Genomic DNA, 23003 nt, shown 5'->3' with positions numbered 1-23003 from the left:
AGCTATTGCTTATTTAGCAGCAAGTTGATTATAAAATTTCAAACTCAACTCGCCCATTCGACCCCGTTTTATCTTGAACATAAAGCTTATATTGCTGGCGTGTTTTTAATTGGAGGGTTAATTTTGTACTACGGGAATCCTGTAGTTTGCCATTGAGATACCAATACAGCTCTCCTGCAGCACCTTCCACTTCAGCACTAAGCGTGACCATCTGATGATCTAAAACATAGTAAACTTGCCCCTGATTTATGCCAGTAATACGTAGAGGAGCGCTCTCTTGCGGGATCACGTTGCAGCGAGAATCAAACCGAGGCAGTTGATAAAACATTCTCTGTGAGGGTTTCACCCAAGGCTCTAACGCATTAGGCCAAAGATAAGCGGTTTGCGCGATTGCATCGTTATCACACTCACGTGTAACACGCTGTAAGCTGTCGTGATTAACTAAATAATTCAATTCAGGTGTAAAAAACTGAGGGGACTTCTCTCCCCACTGATAGCCAAATGCTAAAGTCCGTGGAGTAGAATCATTAATGACATAAGCCATACGTTTTATATGGCAGTTTTCAGGATCAACAAACGTCTCTTTCCTCCCATCAGGCCAGCACACTTTTTGCTCTGAAACCGATGCGGGCTGTTCAATCTCCTCTCCTCTGGTATTTAATTGATTGAACAAACTAAATAGCAAAGGACCTGCCAATACGCTACCCATAGTCTTTTCCATAGGTTTGCCATCAGGCCTACCCAACCACACCCCTAAGGTATATTCCTTTGACACCCCGACTGCCCAAACATCACGATAATTCCAGCTAGTACCCGTTTTCCAACCGATTGCTGGCAAATTCTGACGTGATACACCGTAACGTAGATTGCGTGGCAACTTAACTCCGTTCAAAACCTTCCATGTAATCCAAGCCGCCTCGGGGGTCATTAATTGACGACTCTTTTCCTCAGCCGTAGCTGGCGTATACCTAAGTGGATAAACACTCCCCTTATTAGCCAATGCACTATAGATCGTCACTAATTTCTCCAAAGTAAATCCAGTGCCACCTAAGATAATAGCGGGGTTTGCATCATCATCTGGGATCGTTAACTCTGTGCCTACATGATGTAATTTATTAACAAAATTTTGTGCTCCATAAGCTTCAATAAGCTGTACGAATGGGAGATTTAAGGAACGGGTCAATGCTTCAGAAGCCGACACCGGCCCCGAGAACCCTTGACTAAAATTTCCAGGCCGATAATTATTCGCCACTCTAGGCACATCCGCCAACAAAGATTCACTATGAATTAGGTTTTCATCTAAAGCTAAGGCAAATAGAAAAGGTTTAAGTGTTGAGCCTGGTGAGCGTACAGCGGTTGTCATATCAACATGACCCGCTCGCTTATTATCAAAGAAATCAGCAGAACCTACATAGGCTAATACTTGATGTGAACGGTTATCCACTAACAGAGCCGCAGCGGATAGCTCCCCCTGTAAGGGTGAGACGTAACTTTTGACTCTATCTGCAAACTGCTGCTGTAAACTTAGATCTACTGTACTACTAATCACTCGCTCTGCGGCATACTGTCGATGTAATCGACGACTTAACAAAGGCGCATCAACCGGTGTTGCTAATGGCCACACCGCTACATGCTCTTGTTTAGCCGACGTTACAACAGCGTCTCTCCAAAGCCGTTGACTGAGCATACGCTCCAGCACTTTATTCCGCGCCCGCTCTGCTCGCTGTGGATGTCTATCAGGTCTCAAGCGCGATGGCGCTTGAGGCAATACCGCTAACAAGGCGGCCTCAGAATATCTCAATGAAGAAGCAGGCTTATGTAAATATTGTAAACTGGCGGCTTGCACGCCCTCTAAAGTTCCACCAAAAGGGGCGTAGTTTAGATAAAGCTCCAGTATCTCCTGTTTACTAAGGTGCCACTCTAGCTGTAATGCCCGCAGTAATTGCTGACATTTCCCAGCAAAGGTTCTCGGATGAGGATATAAGATACGGGCCACTTGCATTGTAAGCGTTGAGCCGCCCGAAATAATCTTACCCTCTTTTAGATACTGCCAACCGGCCCGCACCAAACTGAAAGGGTTTATGCCCCAATGGGAATAGAAATACCGGTCTTCATAACCTATCAGCGCTTCAAGATAATAAGGGGATACATCCGCTAAGCTGACTTCGTAGCGCCATACCCCCTTACTGTCTGCAAATGAACGTAGAGGCTCCCCTTGCCTGTCCAATACGATACTGGCAAAGTTTTGATCATGTTGCGGCTGCTTTAAGGGGTAAAAAATATCTGCTAGCAGTAGTCCACTTAAAACAAAGCAAACCACCACCAGCAAACCTAAAGCATATTTAAACCGACCCATCACAAGTTATGGCATCACCGAAATCGACTTAATACTATTGCTAATACCTCGTATCGATGGTTTATACATCGATTCAACCATCGCAGGCGGCACAGCATAAGAGCCTGGAGTTACCGCTCTTGATAAGAAATACAAAGTTTGTTCTCGCTTAGCAGGAAGATTAACAGCAGCCACATAGCGATCATCTTTATAAGCCTGATAAACAATGTTTGCTTCCTGCTGAATAGCCTTACCGTAAAGCTGAATACTATCTAGTTTTAATGCATTCTGTAGATTCTGATTTTCTAGTTCCACACCGGCAGGAATTAAGTTCACAAGTAGCCCATCAGGTACAGGTTTCTCACTGTATAAACGAACCCGTGTTAATACAACTTCACCTATTTTAAGCACCTGATCTTTCTTAAGTTCGACAGCCTTTTCATTAACCACTTTGAAGTGATCAACTCGAACACGCACCCCTTCATCCAATGAAGATGGCATCTCTATAGGTAGTCCTGTCCAGCTAAAACTAGCAAATACAGGCTTATCTCCTTTATTGATAAAGTGTGTCTCATGTAGAGATTCCTTATCAATATTTTTACCTAACGCCCCTGATGCTGAAACCAGTTCAGCAATTTGGCCTTGTACCAGATCACCGGTCCAGTTCCCATCTTTATCCAACTGATATAGTTCAGACGCTAAACGTAACAAAGCGGCTTTTTCCTGAGTACTCAGCCATCGTTGCTGTTTCAACTCCACAAGGAGCTCGGGTAACTGTTGCAGTGCCTGCAGAGTCAATCCCTCAGATGCAGATTTAGCAGCGATAATAGTATACATCGCCATCGATTGATCACGGACAACCGAACCATAATCGCCTAAATATCCCTCTGCTCTTTTTACAGAAAGTGCATCAGAGACTAATTTCTCACCCTCTTCAACACTACCTGTTTCGATCATCGCTAATCCTAAATGAACCCCTGGCAACACGCCCCGTGCATCATCTAGTTGTTTTTCTGCCATCTCTCGTAAAGGACCTAATGTGACGCGCCCCTCTTGAGCTAAAAGGTAAGCAGCATAAGCTCTGTATGAGATCTCATAATGGGATGGAATGTCTGTCCACACTTTTACAGTCTGAGCGGTACGTTTATGCACATAAGTGTTTAAACGATTTCGAGCATTATTTAACAGTGGCTCAGGTACCGAAACGCCTGACTGTTTAAGTTGCAACAAAAAGTCAGTTGCATACGCTGTCAACCAATGTTCCTCTGGTGAAAACTTATCCCACAAACCAAATGAACCATTCGCTTTTTGTAATTCAGTGTAACGAGCCAACGCGTTATTAATCCGTTGTTCAATCTCTCTATTACTCACTTCTTGAGCAAATTCGGGTAGCTCCTCATGTTCGAAAAGCACCGCAATAGGTTGGGACTTACTCGTGGTTTGCTCTAAGCAAGCATAGGGATAACGCATCAAACTTTTAAAGTGATTAGCGGAACCTAAATCGGGTGTATCTGCCACTCTTAACTGAGCTTTTAGCGTATCACCGGCGAGCGTTTGCAAGGCATCCGCAGGGAAGCTAATTTTCTCGCCCTTCTTCAAGTACTCACTGATCTGGCCGTAAGTTGCAGGATAAGCAGCACGCACACCTATAGACCACTCACGGTAAAGTTTAATAACCTTACCCTTGTCATCCGTTAGTGTAATTTCAGCAGTGATATCACCTTCGCCTATAGCACTTGCTTTAACAGGTAGGTGAATGATCTGCTTTTGCCCATCATCCAGCTGAACACGATGCTGTTTAGCATCAAACACAACCGAACCTTGAACATCAATAGAGACCTCAACGTCTTGAGTTAAGCCGCTTACATTAGCTAGATCCAACGCTAAAACCGCTTCATCCCCTATAGCTAAAAACCTTGGCATAGAGAGTTGCGCCACCACCGGTGAAGCAACCTTAGTTGTCTCCATTTTAGTGCCAAACTGATCACTACCCATAGCGACTGCATTTAAGGTTAACTCACCATCAAAAGCAGGAAGCTCTAGCGGGATAGAAGCCTCACCCTGCTCCACTTTCACGATAGAGCTAAATAAACTAACAATCTGCACATCACTGGGTGGAGCCTCACCTCCTCGTTCTAGCTCGCCATCACCACCCCAACGTACTTCCGCCTGATCACTCAAGACCGGTTCAGCTAAGTCATCATACATATCGGTAATCGATGCATTGTAACGACGTTGACCGTAGAAGAACTGAAACGGATCGGGCTGTTTATAACCGGTTACACTCAAAACACCACTATCGACTGCACTTAACGTGATATAAACATCACCTGTAACGGGGTTACCGTTTTTATCATTAACCTGTACTTTAATATCTGCACGGCTTTCAGGCAGCAATTTGTCAGCCACATCAATTTTGACATCCAGCTCGCGCCCTGAACGATCTAAAGGAAGGTGAGCTATACCAAAGCTACGCTTACTCACTTTCTCTTTCTGATCTGTAGGTGCAATAACAAAAGCAGAAATATAAGCATCATGCCGAGCAAGAAGTTGCGGCAGTTGAATCTCAACTTCCGCCTCGCGGTTATCTAATTTCACCTCAACGGTACTTAGCACTTGGTCTGTTTCAAGCAGAACTAAAGCCCTACCTTCAGTTGGTGAAGCCAATCGAACTTTAACTTTATCGCCCGCTTTATAAGCAGCCTTATCCAGCGCCACTGTAACTTTATCTGGGCGAATTTGCTCCGATACACTATTCCAACGGTTGTACCAGCCTTCCCCTGCTTGGAATCTATAAACAGTCTTACTTTTACCCTCATAGTCATCAAGTTCTAATCGATAACGTCCCCACTCAACAGGTACCTTGAGTGACGGGCGAGTATTATCCGCAAAATTGATCACATCATTAGCGACAGGGTATTCATTCTTCTCTATCTGGTAATGCCAACCTCGCTCGGGGGTATGGCTCCAAAAATATTTCTCTTCAATACGATAGAGGGTTGCTTTAGCTTCACCTTTTGCCTGCAGATTACCCTGCCCATCCGCTCGAACAAGATCAAATTCAACATCCTGCTCTGTCTCAGATATATTATTTTTAAACCTTGGTTTGACGCCAATGAAGCTACTACGAGGCCAAAGCAGTACTGATTGAGTACGGTTAATTGCCCGACCACCACTTTCAAATAGGCTATAACTTAAACGTAGACGTGTAGGTGTAGAGATACGGTTCCAATCAAACTGATTTTTATTCAGCTCGGTTATCGTTTCGCCCTGACTATTAAGCTCAACCGAATCTAAACTAAATTGATTACGAGCAACGCTCTCAACCTCTCCAAATCTAAAATCTTTTAATTCATCGAAAGGGGATGCCCATCCGCTGATGATGGCTAGAGTATCTAAACGGTTTCCTGCCGCTGGCGCGCCATATAGATACTCACCCACAACCGGTACAGAAATAAGATCATTTTGATTAAAGCTCAGAAGCTTTTGCTGATTAAAAACAAGACGTAGGCGTTCAGGTAAAAACTCTTCTACTTTAAACTTAAAACGTACCTTAGGTTTCGGCTGCGCTGAGCTAAATACATGTGCCTGCCACTCGCCAAGCGGTGCAGAATCGGAAATTGCATGTCGAAATTCATAATAACCAGGCGTTGAGGCACCTACCCGCCACTTTCCTGCACTCTGGCCATCAGGCTTAATCAACTCAATATAAATGGGGCCCCCGATTAACTGGCCATCCATATCACGAGTCAATGTGCTTAAAATCAGTTCTTCACCTGGACGATAAATATCCCGAGGCGAGTACACAAAATGCTCAACCTCCCTTACAGCTCGGCCAGATAGGTCAAAACTAGAAAGGTCAAAGTCAGGGGTATGATAGGCTAATACAGAAACTTGATTACCTTTGGTTGCCATAATCAAGCGAGGGGATTTTTTTTGCCAAGCATTACTAAGATCCCAAGCACCCTCTTTATCACTGGTACCTGAGCTAATAACTTTATTATTGTAATCTAAGATTTCTAAATCAACACCTTCGAGTAAAGCACCACTCTTAGCATCTTGGGTAATAAAACGGGTATGCTTACCGTAATCACGTGCTTGAATACCTATAGATGAAACCGTAAACCAAGTTGCTTGGAAATCAAAACCACCTGGCGCTCTTACCGTCGCAAGGTATAAACCACCATCATCAATATTGGGTACTAAATTAATCGGAAAACTAGCACGGTTACGTTGATTCTTTTTCTCACTAATTTTCACTCTTGTGCTATACAGGTGATCCACAGTATTAGCTAAACGCGTTTCATCATTATACCAACGGTCCCCTGTTGACAGTGAAGCATATTCATTAAAGAAAGAGACCAATTGATCCGGTTTAACCTTATAAATAGTGACGTCAGCTTCAGGTACATTGATCGCCAATAGGGCAAGTGAATCAACCTTGCCGGGGATCATAACAACCCCATCGGTCTCAAAAGAAACTAAACTAGAAAGTGCTCGGGTTTTAACTGTTGTTGATAATCCTTTGCTAATTTGGGTTCCATTTTCAGCCACTAAGCCAGAAGCAACATGGATATCATATTCAGTAACGGGAGAGATACCGGTAAAGTGGAGAGTTCTTCCATCTTTACTTAACACAGGCTTCCCTAATTCAGGCTCGGTTTTGATAAAAGATGTGAAGGCCTGATCCGGCTTTATCGGTGTATTAAACAGAAGCGATATTGCATTTACATCACCAAACTCTCGTTCCGATATATCTAACACCGTTAATGTTTGAGTATTACTTTGGACAGAAATGGATTCTGGAGCAGAAGCGCTTTCAGCTACCCCTTTACTATCATTTGGATCTTCAGAGCAGCCTGCCAAAAATAGCGCCATTAACACCCCAAAACCCAATACTTTGTAACTCAACATTCAGAAACTCCCTGACCGAATTGATATCTGCACAGCTTAATCTATACAGACTTAGATAAAAATGGCCTTATAGGTTTATCCCACTATTTCGTTATAAATCTGGCTTGCAAAATATCGAGTAGCAAGCGAGACTCAGCTCCGGCATATATCAGAAATAGACAATAGTATAGAGGTTTTTTCGTGGATACAGAGCAGTCTGATTACACTTGGGATAAAGCGTTTTTCGAGAAGAGATCTACCCTATTCAGTAATTTCCAAATGGGTTTCATTGGCGCGGCGTTAATGCTGATGATGATGGATCTTTCTAAAATCTATCTATTAGCGCCCTTAGTCGTGGGATTGATTCTATCTAGTTGGTACAAACACAACCTAGATAACATTAAAGATGAAATGAAAGGATGCACTTTGACATTTTCACCTAAATCGATCTTTATCTCCTTTCCTCAGCTAGAAACAGAATCCCGTATAACGTTTAGAGAGATAGATGAAGTAGAGGCTCACAAAGAAAACTTTGTGCACATCATCAGCCTATATCTAAAACAAGATGATAAGAAGGTTCAACTTAAAGGAATGAAAGACACTGAGCAGCTTATCCAACAACTCAAAACTGCGATAAAAACGGTTAATGAACAACAAGAGTAACTTAACAGGAAGCACCGTTAATCTTGAGTCAGAGGATATCTTTCCTTAAATTGAATTAGCTCAGACTAGATCTGACACATCATCTTGAAAAAGAGAGAGTTACCCGTTTTGATAAAGGTGTCGAATCTTAAATCAAAACAAAAGGTAACTCTCATGATCCATACTAACAATCCAATCATTAAACACAAAGCTGGCTTGCTGAATTTGGCAGAAGAGCTTGGGAATGTGTCCAAAGCATGCAAAGTCATGGGCGTATCACGAGATACGTTTTATCGTTATCAGGAACTTGTTGAAGAAGGTGGTATCGATAGCCTGATCAACAAAAGCCGTAGAGCACCGAATCCCAAGAACAGAGTGGATGAAGCAACAGAACAAGCTGTCGTTGCTTATGCCATTGAACAACCCGCTCATGGTCAGCACCGTACCAGTAATGAACTACGTAAGTCGGGTGTCTTTGTATCAGGTAGTGGCGTCCGTTCAATTTGGGTTCGACATAATCTTGAGAACTTTAAAAAGAGACTGAAAGCTTTAGAAGATAAAGTTGCTAACGACGGCATCATCCTGAGCGATGCTCAGGTTGCAGCGCTTGAGAAAAAGAAATCTGATGATGAAGCATGCGGTGAAATTGAGACGATACACCCAGGTTATCTGGGGTCTCAGGACACCTTTTACGTAGGTAACCTGAAAGGCGTTGGCCGTATATACCAACAGACCTTTGTGGATACTTACAGCAAAATCGCTTTCTGTAAGCTCTATACCACTAAAACACCGATTACTGCTGCAGATACACTCAACGATAAGGTATTACCGTTCTTTGAAGAACAGGAGCTTCCTATGCTGCGTATTCTTACAGACCGAGGAACTGAATACTGTGGTCAGGTCGATCAGCATGATTACCAGCTTTATCTTGCTATAAACGATATTGATCACACCAAAACTAAAGCGATGTCCCCACAAACAAATGGTATATGTGAACGCTTTCATAAAACGATCTTGAATGAGTTCTATCAAGTAACTTTCCGTAAAAAGCTCTACGAATCACTTGAGGAACTACAAAAAGATCTGGACGGCTGGATGGAATACTACAACAATGAACGAACTCATCAGGGCAAGGTATGTTGCGGTAGAACGCCAATGGAAACGTTGCTTGATGGTAAACGGGTCTGGGCCGAGAAGAATTTAGCCCAGATCTAAACTGACAGACACCAGATAAAAAACGGGTAACTGTCAGATCAAGTCTGAGCTACTACACTTAAATAACCTCGGACAATACCAACGAATTGAACCCCCTACCTAGCTCATTTCACGCACTTTCTCACGGGTCTGAGCAAAAGAATGAGCTCCACACTTTTCCAATAGCTCAACCAAGATCTTACGATAATCAGCCCAATAGTTTTTTAAACTCACAAGATCTTCAGCTAAAAAATGCCGAGTAACTAAGCCGATCTGTAAAGAAGAGATCATCTGCACAATACCGTGCAACTCTATATGAGAAACATTTGGCGAAACCTTTTTCAATTGCTCTAAACGGATTAATGAAACCTCATCTATAAATCGACGAATCGTACACTGTCTTGTTTTATTGTGAGCTGACGCTGAGATAAAACCAAACAACGCTCTGACATATAAATTATCTACAGCAAAACATCTCAATAACTGACTTTCCATCAATTCAAAAAAGTCATCTTTAGACTCTGGAGATGGATACGCTTTAATATCCATCAACAAACTCTGAGTTAACAACTCTAAAACTTCAGTTTCTACCGCTTCCATGGTTCTGAAATGATGATACAAACCGCCCTTACTTATGGAAGCCTGTTCGATTAACCGACCAGCAGTTAAGGCATCCAATCCACTGTGGCTGATTATTTCAACAGCCGCCCGCAATATTGAGCGGCGTGTTAGATCGGAATTACTATTAGCACACATAGCTCTGACCTTCTGTAACAATGAACTACACAGGACTTACAAACTTATCTAGTCCCTCCACCCTTATGCTACGCCTTACATAAAGAGGGTTACATTGATAGATATAGATTTACTGATTTAGATCAAACCTGCATGATACGGAGAGATAAAGCAGGTTGGCAGTAGATGAAAAGGGGATTCCTGAGGTATTTAAATAAAAAAACCAGGGTAAAAAATACCCTGGCTGGAAGAGATAAAGACAAAACATTCACGAAGAGTAGGAATGATTCATAGCCATTAAAACACCAAGCTCATGAATATTGACTTAACAGGAAACAACTGAACAGAGAATAGACATTGGTTGAGCGAACGTCATTCACAGGCAATAAAATACTAAGATTAACTAAATTTCCTCACAATAAGCGATTACTAGTGCTTTTACAGTCAACTCTTCTCTGTCATTATCTGAATTAGATGTCTGTCATTACGAATGGTTAGATAACATCGCATACTCAATTATGGACCTAAGATATGGAATTAAGCAGCCTTTATGTCACTGTTATTGAACCTTCAAAAGTTCAACGCCAAATAATTACAGGACACTTAAATAGTTTTGGCATTGAACAGGTAGAAGAGTTTGAAGAAGCACGACCGGCACTTAACCATATGCTCTCCTCGCCGCCAGATCTTGTCCTTTCCTCTATGCACCTTCCTGATATTACCGGTACCGAATTAGTCACCCAGATGCGTGGTTTAAAAGCCCTTCAGGATATAACCTTTCTACTGGTTTCATCAGAAACTCATTATCGTTATCTCGAACCCATTCGTCAGGCTGGAGCGATCGCTATATTACCAAAACCCTTTAGCAAAGAAGAGATGGGGCTCGCACTTAAAAGCACCTTGGATTATATAACTGATTTTGAGTCAGAAAGTGACAACGATAGCTACGAAGCCCTTAACGTATTAATTGTTGATGATAGCTCTTTATCACGTAAATATATTCAGCAAATACTCACCTCCCTCTCAATCCACTCCATACAAACAGCTAAAGATGGATTAGAAGCACTCGAACTGCTCAATCAAGGCCAACTCTTTGACCTTATCATTACCGATTACAACATGCCTAATATTGATGGCAAAGAGTTAACAGAGCATATTAGAACGGCCAGCGAGCAGCCTACAGTGCCAATCCTTATGATGACGAGTGAGCAGAATGAAAGTCGATTAGCAGCCATTCAGAGTGCTGGTGTATCCGCCTTATGCAGTAAACCACTTTCATACAATACAGTTAAACATCTGATTGAACAGCTAGTAACTGATTTTTAACTCTTTGAGTTTCAAGCTCAATAAAAACGCGGCCTAATGAAGTGACCCCATAAAGTTGGACACTTTTTTATTAGGCTGTTAATAAGGCCTGCTTGCGGTATTCAACCGGAGTCAGGCCTTTTAGTTTTACTTTAATACGTTTTGTATTGTAATACTCGATGTACTCGTCGATCTGATTTATCAGGTCGTCTGCATTCTTAAACTCTTGTTGATGATACATCTCTGTTTTGAGTACGGCGAAAAAGCTTTCGGCGGCCGCATTATCCAAACAGTTCCCTTTTCTTGACATACTCTGTGTAAGACCTCTCTCAGAAAGAATTTTCTGAGTCAGTGGATTTCGATACTGCCAACCCTGATCGCTGTGAAATATCGGACACTCACACTCTTTAAGCCCCTCAACGGCCTCCTCAAGCATATCTGTAACTAACGGTAAACGTGCAGACTTTGCTGTCCTATACGTCACTACTTCCCGATTAAACAGATCAATGATTGGAGACAGATAAATCTTTTGGCCTTTAACATTAAATTCTGTGACATCCGTTACCCATTTCTCATTAGGCTTCTGCGCATCAAAATTACGCTGCAGTACATGTGGTGCTCCTTTTCCTATATCGCCTTTATAGGACTGATAGCGCTTAGGACGAACGATCGACTTTAATTTCAGCGCCGTCATCAGACGCAGTACCGTCTTATGATTTAACCATATATCGAAAGCCCGTAATGCCAATAGAATCCGTCGGTAGCCATAACGTCCCTTGTGTTCATCAAAAATTTGACGAATCACTACTTTCTCTCGAGCGTAATTATCAGGCTTCTGCAGCGCCTGACACTGATAGTAAAAGACACTGCGTGATAACTCACACGCTTTCAAAAGAAGCGTCAGCTTAAATGTCGCCTTGAGTTCCTGAACGATTAACGCTTTCTCTTGGTTTGAGATTGTTTTTTCAGGTACAAGGCATCTAACTTTTTTAGAACAGCGTTCTCCGCTCTAAGGTATTCAAGCTCTTTTTGCATTTCCTCGGGCGTCATCTCACTAATTTTTGAGGACTGAGGGGGTGACGACTGTTGTGTCATAAACGTTTTTCCGCGTTTACTGGGTTCTAATCCCTTTATGCCTGAAGACCTATAGCGGCGCTGCCAAACATAGAGAGTACCAGGGGATACGAGATTGTAGTATGCGCTTGTATAACCTAAAGACCATTGTTCTGCCCACATTTTATTAAGCATGCGAAGTTTATCTTGTGCGCAATAAGGGGAGATGGGAGGTTGAAAAGCGGTCTCACCATGAAACCGGTAAACCTGAGTCCAGTAACGAATCAGAGAAGCGGGAACGTTTAGTTCAGCTCCCAATGATAGGGAAGATGTACCGTTAAGGTATTGTTTAGCTGCAGCAATTTTAAATGCTCTGCTGTACTTTGCCATAAAAACCCCCAGAGTTGGTTGTCCAACTATTGGGGGTCACTTCACTAAGCCGCGTTTTTTTGATTACCAACTACAGAGAAGCTGGCAGCTTTAACCTTTATCATCCAAGAGATGATCAGGAATAAAGCCCATAATCAACGCGCCCCAATGCTGTCCATTCACATATAAGGGAATTGATAAATCGTTAAGAATTTCACCCGTATCACGAATATATGTCTGCAATAGGAATGGTGCTGTAGACGATGCACGTCGTACTTCTGCACGATTACTTGCGAATATGCGACGGTTACGGCTCTTAAGATTATCAACCTCAAAATTACCCGTCATACGCTCTGAAACTTTAGTGTGGTGAGCTGCGGCATATCCATTTTTATCTACGGCTATAGCGTAGATAAATTCTGGCCGCTGGGAAATAAATCCATCAAATAATGGACGCATAACCGCATCATACTGGTCAGCGTAACTCGTATCATATTTTTCAGGCAGTTGACCATCGTTGGTACGTTTATAGTTAGTATCGAACAGATTAGCACCCCGTGAAGCCAGCTCTTCCAGTGCCGCTTGGATCTCCAGCCCCCACTGACGCCCCGTTTGAATCATGCCTTCAAAACCACCATAACCAATGATAAAGCGAGATAGAAGCTCTTGAGTCTCTTCCGTAGAGTGTTCTAGCTCTTCAGAATAACGACGCGACTCCTCTATTTCACCATGCATCTCGGTTGATAAAGAGGTAATTTCAGATACAAGCCCATGGGATTCTTTATTTGTATAAGCCAGCTCATCAATCGCTGCGCTGATACTACTTAATTGACCATTCAGATCCTCAAAGTCACTCACTAAGCCATGAAATTGGTTATTAGTGCTTTTAATAAATTCTTCAGTAGACCCAACATACTCAAGAATAGTTACTGAGCTAGAACCCGTTTTATCAACTAAAGAGGACATCTGGCTAATGTTCTGATCAATTTCACTCGTAGCAACACTGACTTTTTGAGATAAGTTTCGTACCTCATCAGCAACTACAGAGAAACCACGCCCCGCTTCACCTGCTCGCGCCGCTTCAATGGAAGCATTAAGTGCAAGCAAATTGGTTTGGTCAGAAAAATCTTTAACCATACCTAGTATTTCAGTGATATTTTTTGAATTCATTTCTAACTGATGCACAGTATCCTGAAAATCAGTTACTTGAGTTCTAATGGCTTCCACTTGCTGCTGCACACGCCCTAACTCGACACTCGATGCTCTAATCTCATCCAAGTTTTGCGAATTGCGTTCAGATATTTGGAGAGTACTGCCTGCAATATTATCAATTGCTTGAGTCGCTTCTTGACTAGACTGGAAGACTTTTTGAGCCTGCTCTTCCTGCTTAGTTGCCGAACTTTGAGCTTCTATAAGTACTTTCTGTAATCGAGTTGAGCTTAAAGCAACACTAACACTTCGACGTCGACTTTCAGCAATCATCGATTTCAAACTTGTCGAGAATGTATTGTAACTCTCAGCCATATCTGAAATTTCATCATAGGTATATTCAGGTAATGTCGCTGATATATCCCCATCTTTATCTTTAATTGCTTGTAAGACATCGGTCATCTTTTTTATAGGTCGTAAAAATAGATGACGCATGAAGAAGATAGTTAACAGACCCGACACTAAGGCAAAACAAACCGTCGCTAGCCCATAAAACCAAAATGAATCTAACTCCTGCCTAATTGCCTCTCCAGAAACGTCACCAGCAGCTAAGCTGGCATCGATTTGACTGAAGTGGTTGTACCCGATAAATAACAAGGCTATATGAGGTAAAAGTAGAAATACCACATTGCCTGTTATTTTCTTCGTCAACGAATTAAAACAAGTTTTCTCTACACTCTTATACAAACTCATTTACGCACTCTTTATTGTTATAGGCTTTTATAATTTTTATACTTTTTTATAATTGAGTTACAACTTTTCTATCATTCAGTTATAACTGAATCAATATAAACGTATCCATTTGCCAACTGCAAGATTAAACTAAAGTTTCAGCATAACATCCATCAAATTAAAGTCACCCACTACCAAAGTATCCAACTTGTACACTTTTGTAGTTTATCTCTGCATTCCTTCCAGTTTTCGCAGTATTTTTCAACTAATTGCCAAAATTCAGGACGGTGATTTAAATGCACTAAATGCGCGAGTTCATGGATCAGGACATAATCGATCAACGATTTTTCAGCAAAGATTAATCGCCAATTCAAAGAGATATCCCCCTTACTTGTACAGCTCCCCCATCGTCTTTTATAGTTTTTTATAATCAATGAGTTAGACTGTAACCCCATAACATTTTGCCAATACACTATACGCTCAGAAAAATAGTTTTCAGCTTCCGTTTTATACCAGGCTTGCAAGCAGGATTTCACTCGCTCCTCTACTGCTTTTTTAGAGCGATTGGTTATGAATATATTCAGTTTTTGATCATCTAAACTGGCTCTATTTTTGGGCCCAATTTCCCAAGTAATTGCATAGTACTCCCCCTTGTAGGGGAACATTGCTCCGTCAGCGACCTTTAAACAACCTTCAGCTAATTCACTGCTAAGTTTTTCACTTTTTTGGCGAATCCATACCTCTTTGCTTTGTACCCAATTACGTACCCATAGATCGGACACCCAATGCGGCACTCTAACCTCTACGCCCTTCTCGCTAATTCGGATAGCCGCCGTTTTTCTTTTTCTGCTGCGTATTATCCGGTAACTAACAGGGTTTATAAGGTCATTCATAACAGAGATCACTGCAAAAAATAGTCATTAAAGTCGATGTAAAAAGTCTGTTTGCTAAGTTAGAAACCACTGTAAACGGACTAATAGGTTCTTGTTAACGTTAAGGCAATATCCTATCTCCTGCTTCAGTTGCGTTAATCTATGAGCATCACACACTTGTCCATATTCTATATCTTCATATAAGGTTGAAACTCGAATAAAAGATTCAGCATACTCTGGCTTATATTGTGCGAGGCGATCGCAATAATGGGTAACGGTCTCCCCCGTCCGCCGAGCCATATCTTCTCTTGCGAAGTATGCTGATAGGGCATTAATCATATTATCTGCTGGATTTGCAGATCGTTTCTTTTTGTAATTCAAGAGCAACAAGGTCAGTGAGATAACAAGCGAAAAGGGAACCAACAGGAACAGAGCAAGCTTCAGAGGTGACAATGCTCCTAATAAATGTTCTAGCAAGCCCTTTTGTTGGTGGTGATAATTGAGTACCCAGCGATGCCAGCCATAATTCAATGCCTCAATTCTATGCCGTATCTGCATCAGTATTTGATTATTTGAAATACTCCATGCACTTAACAAATTATCTTGTAAAAATGCATTGTCTTTCGACAAAACATCATCTGCTGGCTTCTCAACTCGATCAGGAGCAACCCAAGCCGTAGGATCCATACGTACCCAGCCTTGCTCAGGGAACCAGGCCTCAATCCAAGCATGAGCATCATATTGACGTACTAAGAAGTAGTTTTCATAAGGATTCCACTCACCTCCCTGATAGCCTGTGACCACACGTGCAGGAATACCAACCGATCTTAATAAAAATGCACTTGCACTCGCGAAGTGACCGCAAAACCCGGTCTTAGTCTCAAATAAAAACTCTGAAATGCTGTCATCACCTAACGGAGGGGGGGGTTAACGAGTAGTTAAAATTTTGGTGATAATACTGCTTCATTTTATCTATAAACGCTTGGGGCGTCGCAGACTCCTGCCACCAGCTGGAAGCTAAGCGCTTCGCCTCATTGTTCCCAAGAGGGATATGCAGTTCCTTTGCAAAATCATCTGCGGTTTTATCTAAACCAAAACCACGATCTAAGCGCGAAGATATTTTATATTGCTCTCGATTTACGATCTTAGTTTTGGAAGCAAGTGTCATGTCAGCATAAGCATTCAGCTCACTTGGCCATGCGGAAAGGTAGTCCAATACAGGAATATAGTTTCTCTGATTCGACTCTAAAATCACTTCGTAATGAAAGGCTCTATTATCCTTAATGTCGCGATTTCGTGGCAGTTTAGGCACCTTCTCTTCATCCTTTAACCAGCCCCGTCCATCAAAATCAGACAGTACAATTGAGCGCCAGTATAACTTAGTTTGATCTGGAGCCTCCCCATCAAAACGCACCCGGAAAGCAACCTCTGCTGAACGTGTTAAACGGGTTATATCACCCGGTATCATCGTGTCAGCTAACCCAGTTTTAGCCGCAGATTTATCTAAACCGACTTCCCACAAAGGGCCTAACCTAGGCATACCCATAAATAACACAACCATAAGAGGGAAAGCGGGGATAAGCATTAAAACAGAGCGTTTCAACGGATATATAAAACCGGTCTCTCGCGATAAATTAGTACTCATCAAAGCACTTGTAACGATAATGATGGCAAGGATCACATAGATTGCTGTTCCCACACTTTGACTAAAAAGAAAGATGGTTGAAGCAACTAAGTAAGCGACATAGAGCACTATTAAGGAATCTCTCCGATGATAGAGTTCGATGACCTTCAGACCAAAACCAACAACAAGCAATGCAACCGTTACACTAATCCCTCCCCCTTCTTTATAACTCGCCAATACACCGACACCTGCGGCTAAGACTAAGCAGGTTTTCAACCATTTAGGTGGCAGTGACCAGCGTCCTAAATAAACCATCAGGCGCCAAACAATGCATAAAATCACAACAAGAGTAATCCAGTAAGGCAGATGCGGTATATGGGGTAATGTAACAATAACCACACTCAGTAATTGCCACAATAAAGCGGTGCGCGTTAGCTGCTGATCATTCACTGCAGAGATCCCTCAGCTTTAAATAATGCCAGTTCACCTAATATATTATTTAAATGCTCAGGCCCCGTAGCGGGTTGAATTGATAAGTTAGGAAGGTGCAGTCCATATTCACGATAATGATGTTCACACTCAAGCGCCCAATATGTCATAACAGATAAGCGATCTTCTGTTGATAGTTCAGGCCATTCCCGCCATGACAACCAGATCTCTTTACACTCTTGGCCAACATAATTTTTAGTTAACAAGCCCCGCCCTTGGGCGTATTGTTTCCAAGCGATGTGCCGTAAGGATGAACCAGGTCGATATTCATCTAACCCTGAGAAATCATCCCCTGCATTCTCTTTCCCTTGCCGACCATCAATACTATCGTCAAAAGACGTCGGTAACCTGCCTTCTTCAGGTTTAGGATAAACTATTGCTGTAAGATCCAGCTCAACCCAACTCCATGCCCGTAACAAGCCAAACGGAAAAACAGTTTCAAGCTTAAGTACCTGTGGGGTAAGGTAGCCTCGCTTTTTTGCCATTACATAAAGAGATAGGTTTTTTTCTCGTGTTTTATCTAGATATATTCGCTGACCGTCCCGCTCCCCACGCCAACACAGAAACACATTTTCATAATTTCTTAGATTATTCGCATAGATTTTGAGCTTAAATTCAGCTAATTCACCTACATGACAATGCCCTGCTTTAACAGCAGAAATACATAAACCCGATAAATTAAAAAAAGTGTAATGGATTGCCAAAACACCTAACGCAATTAATAGAAAAGACACCGCATGGATAAGATTATTCTGATAGTTTGTTGCAACTAAATATAAGACGAAGCAAACCGCTAAATAAGCCCAGCCCGCCAAGGTAGGAAAGATAAAAATACTTCTTTGATTTAACTCGATTAAACGGCCTTTAGGCCTTCTGTTAGCCGCCCAACGTTCAGATAACTCGACAATAGGCTTAAACAACAGACTCAACATAGCTAAGCCAATACATCTACTTGAGTTAATATTTTTTTAATATACCCCTCACCAGCATATTCGCCACTCTCTTTTACCCCTCGCAGCCTATGGGCAAATACAGGTTGTAGCATAGCTTGAACATCCTCAGGCACGACGTAGTCCCTTCCATGTAAAAACGCCCAAGTTTTCGCAGTATTCAATAAGGCTAAACTTCCTCTAGGCGAGACGCCGAACTCAAAATGAGTGGCATCACGGGTAAAACGTATAAGACGCAGAATATAATCTAAGACACTACCGGATACGTTAACCTCTGAGCACAAATCCCGCAGCTCGAGCAGCTCAGCTGGGGTTAAACAGGGCGTTAAGCTAGGTATTTTTTTCCTTGCATCACCACCGACTAATAGCTCACGTTCAGCCTGCTCGCTCGGATACCCCAATTGAATTCGCATAAGAAAACGATCGAGTTGGGATTCAGGAAGTGGAAATGTGCCGTATTGAGAAATCGGGTTTTGAGTTGCTATAACAAAAAAGGGAGTGGGCAAACTATAGGTTTCGCCTTCAACACTGACTTGCCCCTCTTCCATCGCTTCTAGAAGCGCACTTTGCGTTTTAGGCGTTGTCCGATTGATCTCATCAGCTAATAACAGTTGCGTAAAAACAGGTCCTTTATGGTAAACAAACTCCCCACTGTTACCATTGAATATAGATACACCTATAATATCAGCCGGTAACATATCGCTTGTAAACTGAAGTCGTTGGAAGTCCAAACTCATCACTTGTGCTAATGCGTGGGCCAAAGATGTTTTCCCCATCCCTGGTTCGTCTTCAATTAACAGATGCCCCCCGCTGATCAAACAAGTCACCGCTTGTTTGATCTGTTCCTCTTTACCGTAAAGAATTTCCCCCACACTATCGATCAGTTGCTTCAGTTTGTCTCTCATTAACCCCTGACTCCAACAAAAAAGAAAATTAGTAACATTCTCATTCTAAAAGAAAGCGACTTTTTAATAGTCGAAAACACACAAACAGGCATCATTCCTAATTGGTAGATCACCGCTGCCCTGAGACTACAATCAGAAGAAAATCATGTCCTAAGATATATAACAGTACAGCACCCGAACGCATTCTAAAACGTTAAAGGGATCAATTGCCTATGGTAATTCGCATACTCTGTAGTAGCTCAGACTTGATCGACAAACCTCTTCGTCTGTCTCTATCTGTATCAAATTGGCTGAATGGATGCCCGCTTTTAAACAAACATCATATCCCTCTTTAAGGTGATTGTAGGCAGTGACAATGCCCTCTTCATCCTTAAGTAAGGCTTTAACAACCTCGCCCTGATGCAGATACTCAACCTCAATAACAATGGGTGAATGGCCTGCCTCAATAAAATTTACAGTTTTAATTCTTTGTTGCTCTTTTAGCTTTTGTAAGTAATTAATATCCACCCTCACCTCCATGATTAGGTTAAAATATAATGTAGGTGCAATAAAAAAACTGACCGGCGTAATTCCAGTTAACCACACCTCCTAAGCATAGCTAATAAACGATAAAAACAGGCACCCCCTAGTCCATATAATAAAAAAGCCCGGACAACCGGGCTTTATCATCTCATACTCAATCTTAGTGATCGTGATTACAACCTTCGTCATGTACATGACCATGAGCTAACTCATCTTCAGTTGCTTCACGCACGTCGGTAACTTCGACACTAAACTGCAAAGTCTGACCTGCAAGAGGATGATTTCCATCAAGCGTAACTTCTTTCTCTTCTACAGCAATAACCGTTACAGGTTGCTGTCCCCAAGGAGCTTCAGCCATAAACTGCATACCGACTTCAATATTATCGATACCTTCAAAATTTGCGCGATCTACTTTTTGAACAAGCTCTTCACGGATATCACCGTACCCTTCTTCAGGCTTCACAACAACATCTAGTTTATCGCCTACAACTTTCCCGAGTAATGCATTTTCAAGACCAGAAACAATGTTGTTAGCTCCACAAACAAAGGATAATGGCTCTTGACCCGCAGAAGAATCCAGAACTTCTCCCGTTTCATTTTTAAGGGTGTAGTGAATCAGTGCGACCAAATTTTCAGCAATTTGCATAAACAAATCTCTTATAACGGGAACTTGCTGTATTAATTGGCACCATAACCCTACGTCATAGCGGGCCTTAAAAAGCAAAGAGCTACCCAAATGATTAAAAACTAAATAATACCGTCTGACTGATTTCGCTACCAGTGCTCCTATCACCTTACTGAATATTTTTCATAAACAGTAAGAAAAATAGGAATTTTTCTTAGACTCATATTAAAAGTTGTGTGCTAGTTTTAATTGATAGGAAAAAGGAACCCACCGAGGGACGACCAATGGAAAATGCATGCACTCTTTGTTACAACTTGGTGCTACACAATAAACCACACGCTGCACTTAAAAAAATCAGCGAGTTAAAAGGTAGTGAACTGTATAAATGTTGCTGTTGTTATGCTTATTTGCATAAACACGGTGCTGAATGGGAAATCATCAGTGGTGGGGAGTTTATGGGGGCTCCTAAGCAAAACACCTCCACTATCATTGCGGCTGAAAACAAAACCCCGAGTGCAACAAATCTACGAAGCAATCAGCGTTAATTGTTCTCAACTTAAGCATTAGAATACCTATTCAGCTACAGCAACCCCACTTCGTACATCATTGCAACAAGATGAGTTTTGTTCTTTGCACCAAAGATTTTCTTAGCGCGAGTAATATGGTAGGTAACACCCTCTTCCGTCAAAGCCAGCTTATCAGCTATACGCTTAACAGGCATACCTTGAGCTGTCATTAATATTACCTGACGACAGGTTGGTGATAATACCTCTGATTTTAAATATGGGTTCTGCTCTTGCTCACAAACCACCTGAAGAAGCTCATGATAGCGAGACAGCATAGGAACCAGCCATTCACTTATACGATTAAAAAAAACATCAAACTCTTGAGGTGGAAGCTTATGAAACAGGCTAAAGTAATGGAACCAATAACGACTGCTCTGATCCTTCATCGGGATATAGGCTCTAGATGATATCCCCTGTTTCAACCAGAAATTTTCCGACAACGTCCCTTGTCCCCCCTCCAATGAACTCACTAAAAATGGTGAAGTTATAGACGGTAAAACATTCCACAATGGATCATGTTGGGCAATATCTTTGTAATAACTTTTAACCACAGCATCAGGCAAAGATCCCACAATATCACTACCGCCATCCCATCGTTGCTTCTGGCTTTCTGAACTAGGGTTAATGACCCCCCTTGTTAAAACCGAATAAGTGAAATATACAAAACCAAGCTGAGTAAGCAGTTCATCAATCTCATGTAACAGCTTCTCCCAAGTACACTCAAAAGCAAGCACAGAGGTTTCCTGAAACGCAGGTTCTTTTTTTAGCTGTGAAATAAAGTTTTCCATATTTTGCACTCAACACTCCCTCTAAATGTTAGCCCTTAAACTAGGGGGTTATAAAATCCATTTTATACAATCGAATACACTTACAACTAAAGGATTCAAACAAAAATAGTTTTACAATACTGATATTAACTTCGGACTTTATAATCAATACCCTAGCCACACTCTAATAATAAGCTTATTAAAAATATGCAGAAGTACCAAAACCTATAGTATAGAGTCTGATTTTTAGCCTTATCTAATATAATGCTACAAAATCACCGTAAAAACATTGATTTATGTACTACTCAGCTAAATTAACCATTTTTCATACCATACTAAATTACTATGGTTTATATGCAAAACATACTACTTAGTATCTTAAATTTTCACTTACATATTGAAAGGTTATATAAGTAAAACCATTATCACTTTTTAAAACTTGTCTTTAAATCCAGTCTAAAATTCAAACAAAATTTAATTATAAGCTCTTAATAAGACAACAACTGAATTAATAGAAAGGCAAAATATATTTAAAATATTAATTATTAATGAATAGGCTTAACTGCACCTTAATTTGGTCTAACTTTCTTACCAATAATTATAATCCATTTTAGCCAAAATAGAGGAAGTAGAAACAGGAAGAGAAGAGAAGAGAAGAGAAGAGAGTAAATCTTGAGAAGTTAAGCTCTCTAGATGAAGCATCGAAAAAGCCGATCAAAAGAGCTTAACGCTAACTAAATCAAATCCAAAGAAACTATGGGCGCCGTCCGATGCGGTAACTTCCATTTTCAAAAAACTGTACAACCTCTCTGCGCTTACGACCCAACAAGATTGGACCATTATCGAAAAACAAGAAATTCTTCCAATGATGACGGAAAATGCCCCATTTAGTCTCAAGAATATGGTCACTTTGATAACAAAAATAAACCGTTACATTATCGTCCCAATTGCCTAGAAACTCCTCAAGCAATGGGGGCAACGCTTCCTTACTTGAATCCCAAGCTGACTGCCAATAATCCTTATCTACCCAGTTTTTATCTTGCCCGACCCAATCATCGCCTGAAAAATGTTCAGGATGAGAACAGCCTCGACTAATATGCTCAGACCAAATCTGCTCAGCTCTTTTTTCTGATAGAGGCTTTATCTCCTCTAGGTCTTCAGCAGAGACAGGCAAATCTTTATGTCTAAAGATCCAAGCCTTAGTATATTTTTCCATTGGTAAATAATTCATTAGAGACTCTTAGATATATTCTTTTGAACAGAGAGTTAATAAAGG

General features: G+C 41.4%; 19 protein-coding genes. 4 read left to right on the top strand and 15 right to left on the bottom strand.

Translation table 11 applies throughout. The features are described from left to right. Positions 1-28: 28 nt before the first annotated feature. Entirely contained in the window at positions 29-2356 is a 2328-nt protein-coding gene (gene pbpC / locus ACOQOE_RS08320) for a penicillin-binding protein 1C (protein WP_067867643.1), read from the bottom strand. 6 nt (positions 2357-2362) lie between these two features. Continuing rightward, the gene (locus ACOQOE_RS08315; RefSeq protein ID WP_420555417.1) at positions 2363-7249 is read right to left on the bottom strand and encodes an alpha-2-macroglobulin family protein; all 4887 of its coding nucleotides are present in this window, start codon (positions 7247-7249) and stop codon (positions 2363-2365) included. Positions 7250-7429: 180 nt separating this feature from the next. On the opposite strand from ACOQOE_RS08315, the gene ACOQOE_RS08310 reads away from it, so the two are divergent. Together ACOQOE_RS08310 and ACOQOE_RS08305 are read left to right on the top strand one after the other, a co-directional pair. Further along, a complete protein-coding gene (locus ACOQOE_RS08310; protein WP_067867650.1) occupies positions 7430-7891 on the top strand; it encodes a hypothetical protein in 462 nt (153 codons plus the stop codon). A 153-nt stretch (positions 7892-8044) separates the two neighbouring features. Beyond that, positions 8045-9085: an IS481 family transposase gene (locus ACOQOE_RS08305; protein WP_420555416.1), complete on the top strand. Its 1041-nt coding sequence runs from the start codon at positions 8045-8047 to the stop codon at positions 9083-9085. A gap of 99 nt (positions 9086-9184) precedes the next feature. On the opposite strand, the gene ACOQOE_RS08300 is transcribed toward ACOQOE_RS08305, so the two are convergent. Beyond that, a complete protein-coding gene (locus ACOQOE_RS08300) occupies positions 9185-9820 on the bottom strand; it encodes a TetR/AcrR family transcriptional regulator (RefSeq protein ID WP_420555415.1) in 636 nt (211 codons plus the stop codon). Between the two features lie 510 nt (positions 9821-10330). Here ACOQOE_RS08300 and ACOQOE_RS08295 point away from each other — a divergent pair. Continuing rightward, positions 10331-11125 carry a response regulator gene (locus ACOQOE_RS08295; protein WP_067867080.1) on the top strand — a complete coding sequence of 265 codons (795 nt, stop codon included), beginning with the start codon at positions 10331-10333 and terminating at the stop codon, positions 11123-11125. Between the two features lie 70 nt (positions 11126-11195). Here the strand turns inward: ACOQOE_RS08295 and ACOQOE_RS08290 are convergent, their stop codons facing one another. The 10 genes from ACOQOE_RS08290 to ACOQOE_RS08245 form a co-directional block, all read right to left on the bottom strand. Further along, positions 11196-12038, bottom strand: coding sequence for an IS3 family transposase (locus ACOQOE_RS08290; RefSeq protein ID WP_420555454.1), 843 nt, complete (start codon positions 12036-12038; stop codon positions 11196-11198). Further along, complete coding sequence (locus ACOQOE_RS08285; protein WP_420554209.1) at positions 12038-12547, bottom strand: helix-turn-helix domain-containing protein; 510 nt, start codon at positions 12545-12547, stop codon at positions 12038-12040. The genes ACOQOE_RS08290 and ACOQOE_RS08285 overlap by 1 nt, the downstream gene beginning before the upstream one ends. A gap of 90 nt (positions 12548-12637) precedes the next feature. Further along, on the bottom strand, positions 12638-14428 hold the full coding sequence (locus tag ACOQOE_RS08280; RefSeq protein ID WP_420555414.1) for a methyl-accepting chemotaxis protein: 1791 nt from the start codon (positions 14426-14428) through the stop codon (positions 12638-12640). A 170-nt stretch (positions 14429-14598) separates the two neighbouring features. Then, the gene (locus ACOQOE_RS08275) at positions 14599-15300 is read right to left on the bottom strand and encodes a M48 family metallopeptidase (protein WP_420555413.1); all 702 of its coding nucleotides are present in this window, start codon (positions 15298-15300) and stop codon (positions 14599-14601) included. A gap of 54 nt (positions 15301-15354) precedes the next feature. After that, positions 15355-16179 (bottom strand): transglutaminase-like domain-containing protein, encoded by an 825-nt coding sequence (locus ACOQOE_RS08270; RefSeq protein WP_420555468.1) that lies wholly within the window; start codon positions 16177-16179, stop codon positions 15355-15357. A 7-nt stretch (positions 16180-16186) separates the two neighbouring features. After that, entirely contained in the window at positions 16187-17353 is a 1167-nt protein-coding gene (locus ACOQOE_RS08265; protein WP_420555412.1) for a DUF3488 domain-containing protein, read from the bottom strand. Further along, positions 17350-18324 (bottom strand): DUF58 domain-containing protein, encoded by a 975-nt coding sequence (locus ACOQOE_RS08260; RefSeq protein WP_420555411.1) that lies wholly within the window; start codon positions 18322-18324, stop codon positions 17350-17352. Before ACOQOE_RS08260 ends, ACOQOE_RS08265 begins: the two co-directional genes overlap by 4 nt. A gap of 2 nt (positions 18325-18326) precedes the next feature. Then, on the bottom strand, positions 18327-19247 hold the full coding sequence (locus ACOQOE_RS08255; protein ID WP_067867070.1) for an AAA family ATPase: 921 nt from the start codon (positions 19245-19247) through the stop codon (positions 18327-18329). Positions 19248-19457: 210 nt separating this feature from the next. Further along, complete coding sequence (locus ACOQOE_RS08250; protein ID WP_420555410.1) at positions 19458-19754, bottom strand: hypothetical protein; 297 nt, start codon at positions 19752-19754, stop codon at positions 19458-19460. Positions 19755-19929: 175 nt separating this feature from the next. After that, positions 19930-20415, bottom strand: a complete 486-nt coding sequence (locus tag ACOQOE_RS08245) for an FKBP-type peptidyl-prolyl cis-trans isomerase (protein WP_067867066.1) — start codon at positions 20413-20415, stop codon at positions 19930-19932. Positions 20416-20678: 263 nt separating this feature from the next. Here ACOQOE_RS08245 and ACOQOE_RS08240 point away from each other — a divergent pair, with 263 nt between their 5' ends. Then, positions 20679-20939: a hypothetical protein gene (locus ACOQOE_RS08240; RefSeq protein WP_420555409.1), complete on the top strand. Its 261-nt coding sequence runs from the start codon at positions 20679-20681 to the stop codon at positions 20937-20939. A gap of 35 nt (positions 20940-20974) precedes the next feature. On the opposite strand, the gene ACOQOE_RS08235 is transcribed toward ACOQOE_RS08240, so the two are convergent. Further along, positions 20975-21748 carry a helix-turn-helix transcriptional regulator gene (locus ACOQOE_RS08235; RefSeq protein ID WP_420555467.1) on the bottom strand — a complete coding sequence of 258 codons (774 nt, stop codon included), beginning with the start codon at positions 21746-21748 and terminating at the stop codon, positions 20975-20977. A 733-nt stretch (positions 21749-22481) separates the two neighbouring features. Next, complete coding sequence (locus ACOQOE_RS08230; RefSeq protein ID WP_067867060.1) at positions 22482-22958, bottom strand: DUF2947 domain-containing protein; 477 nt, start codon at positions 22956-22958, stop codon at positions 22482-22484. Positions 22959-23003 lie beyond the last annotated feature (45 nt).

The sequence above is a fragment of the Neptuniibacter marinus genome, from assembly GCF_965223595.1.
Taxonomy (GTDB): domain Bacteria; phylum Pseudomonadota; class Gammaproteobacteria; order Pseudomonadales; family Balneatricaceae; genus Neptuniibacter; species Neptuniibacter marinus.
This window is presented reverse-complemented; position numbering and strand designations above follow the sequence as displayed.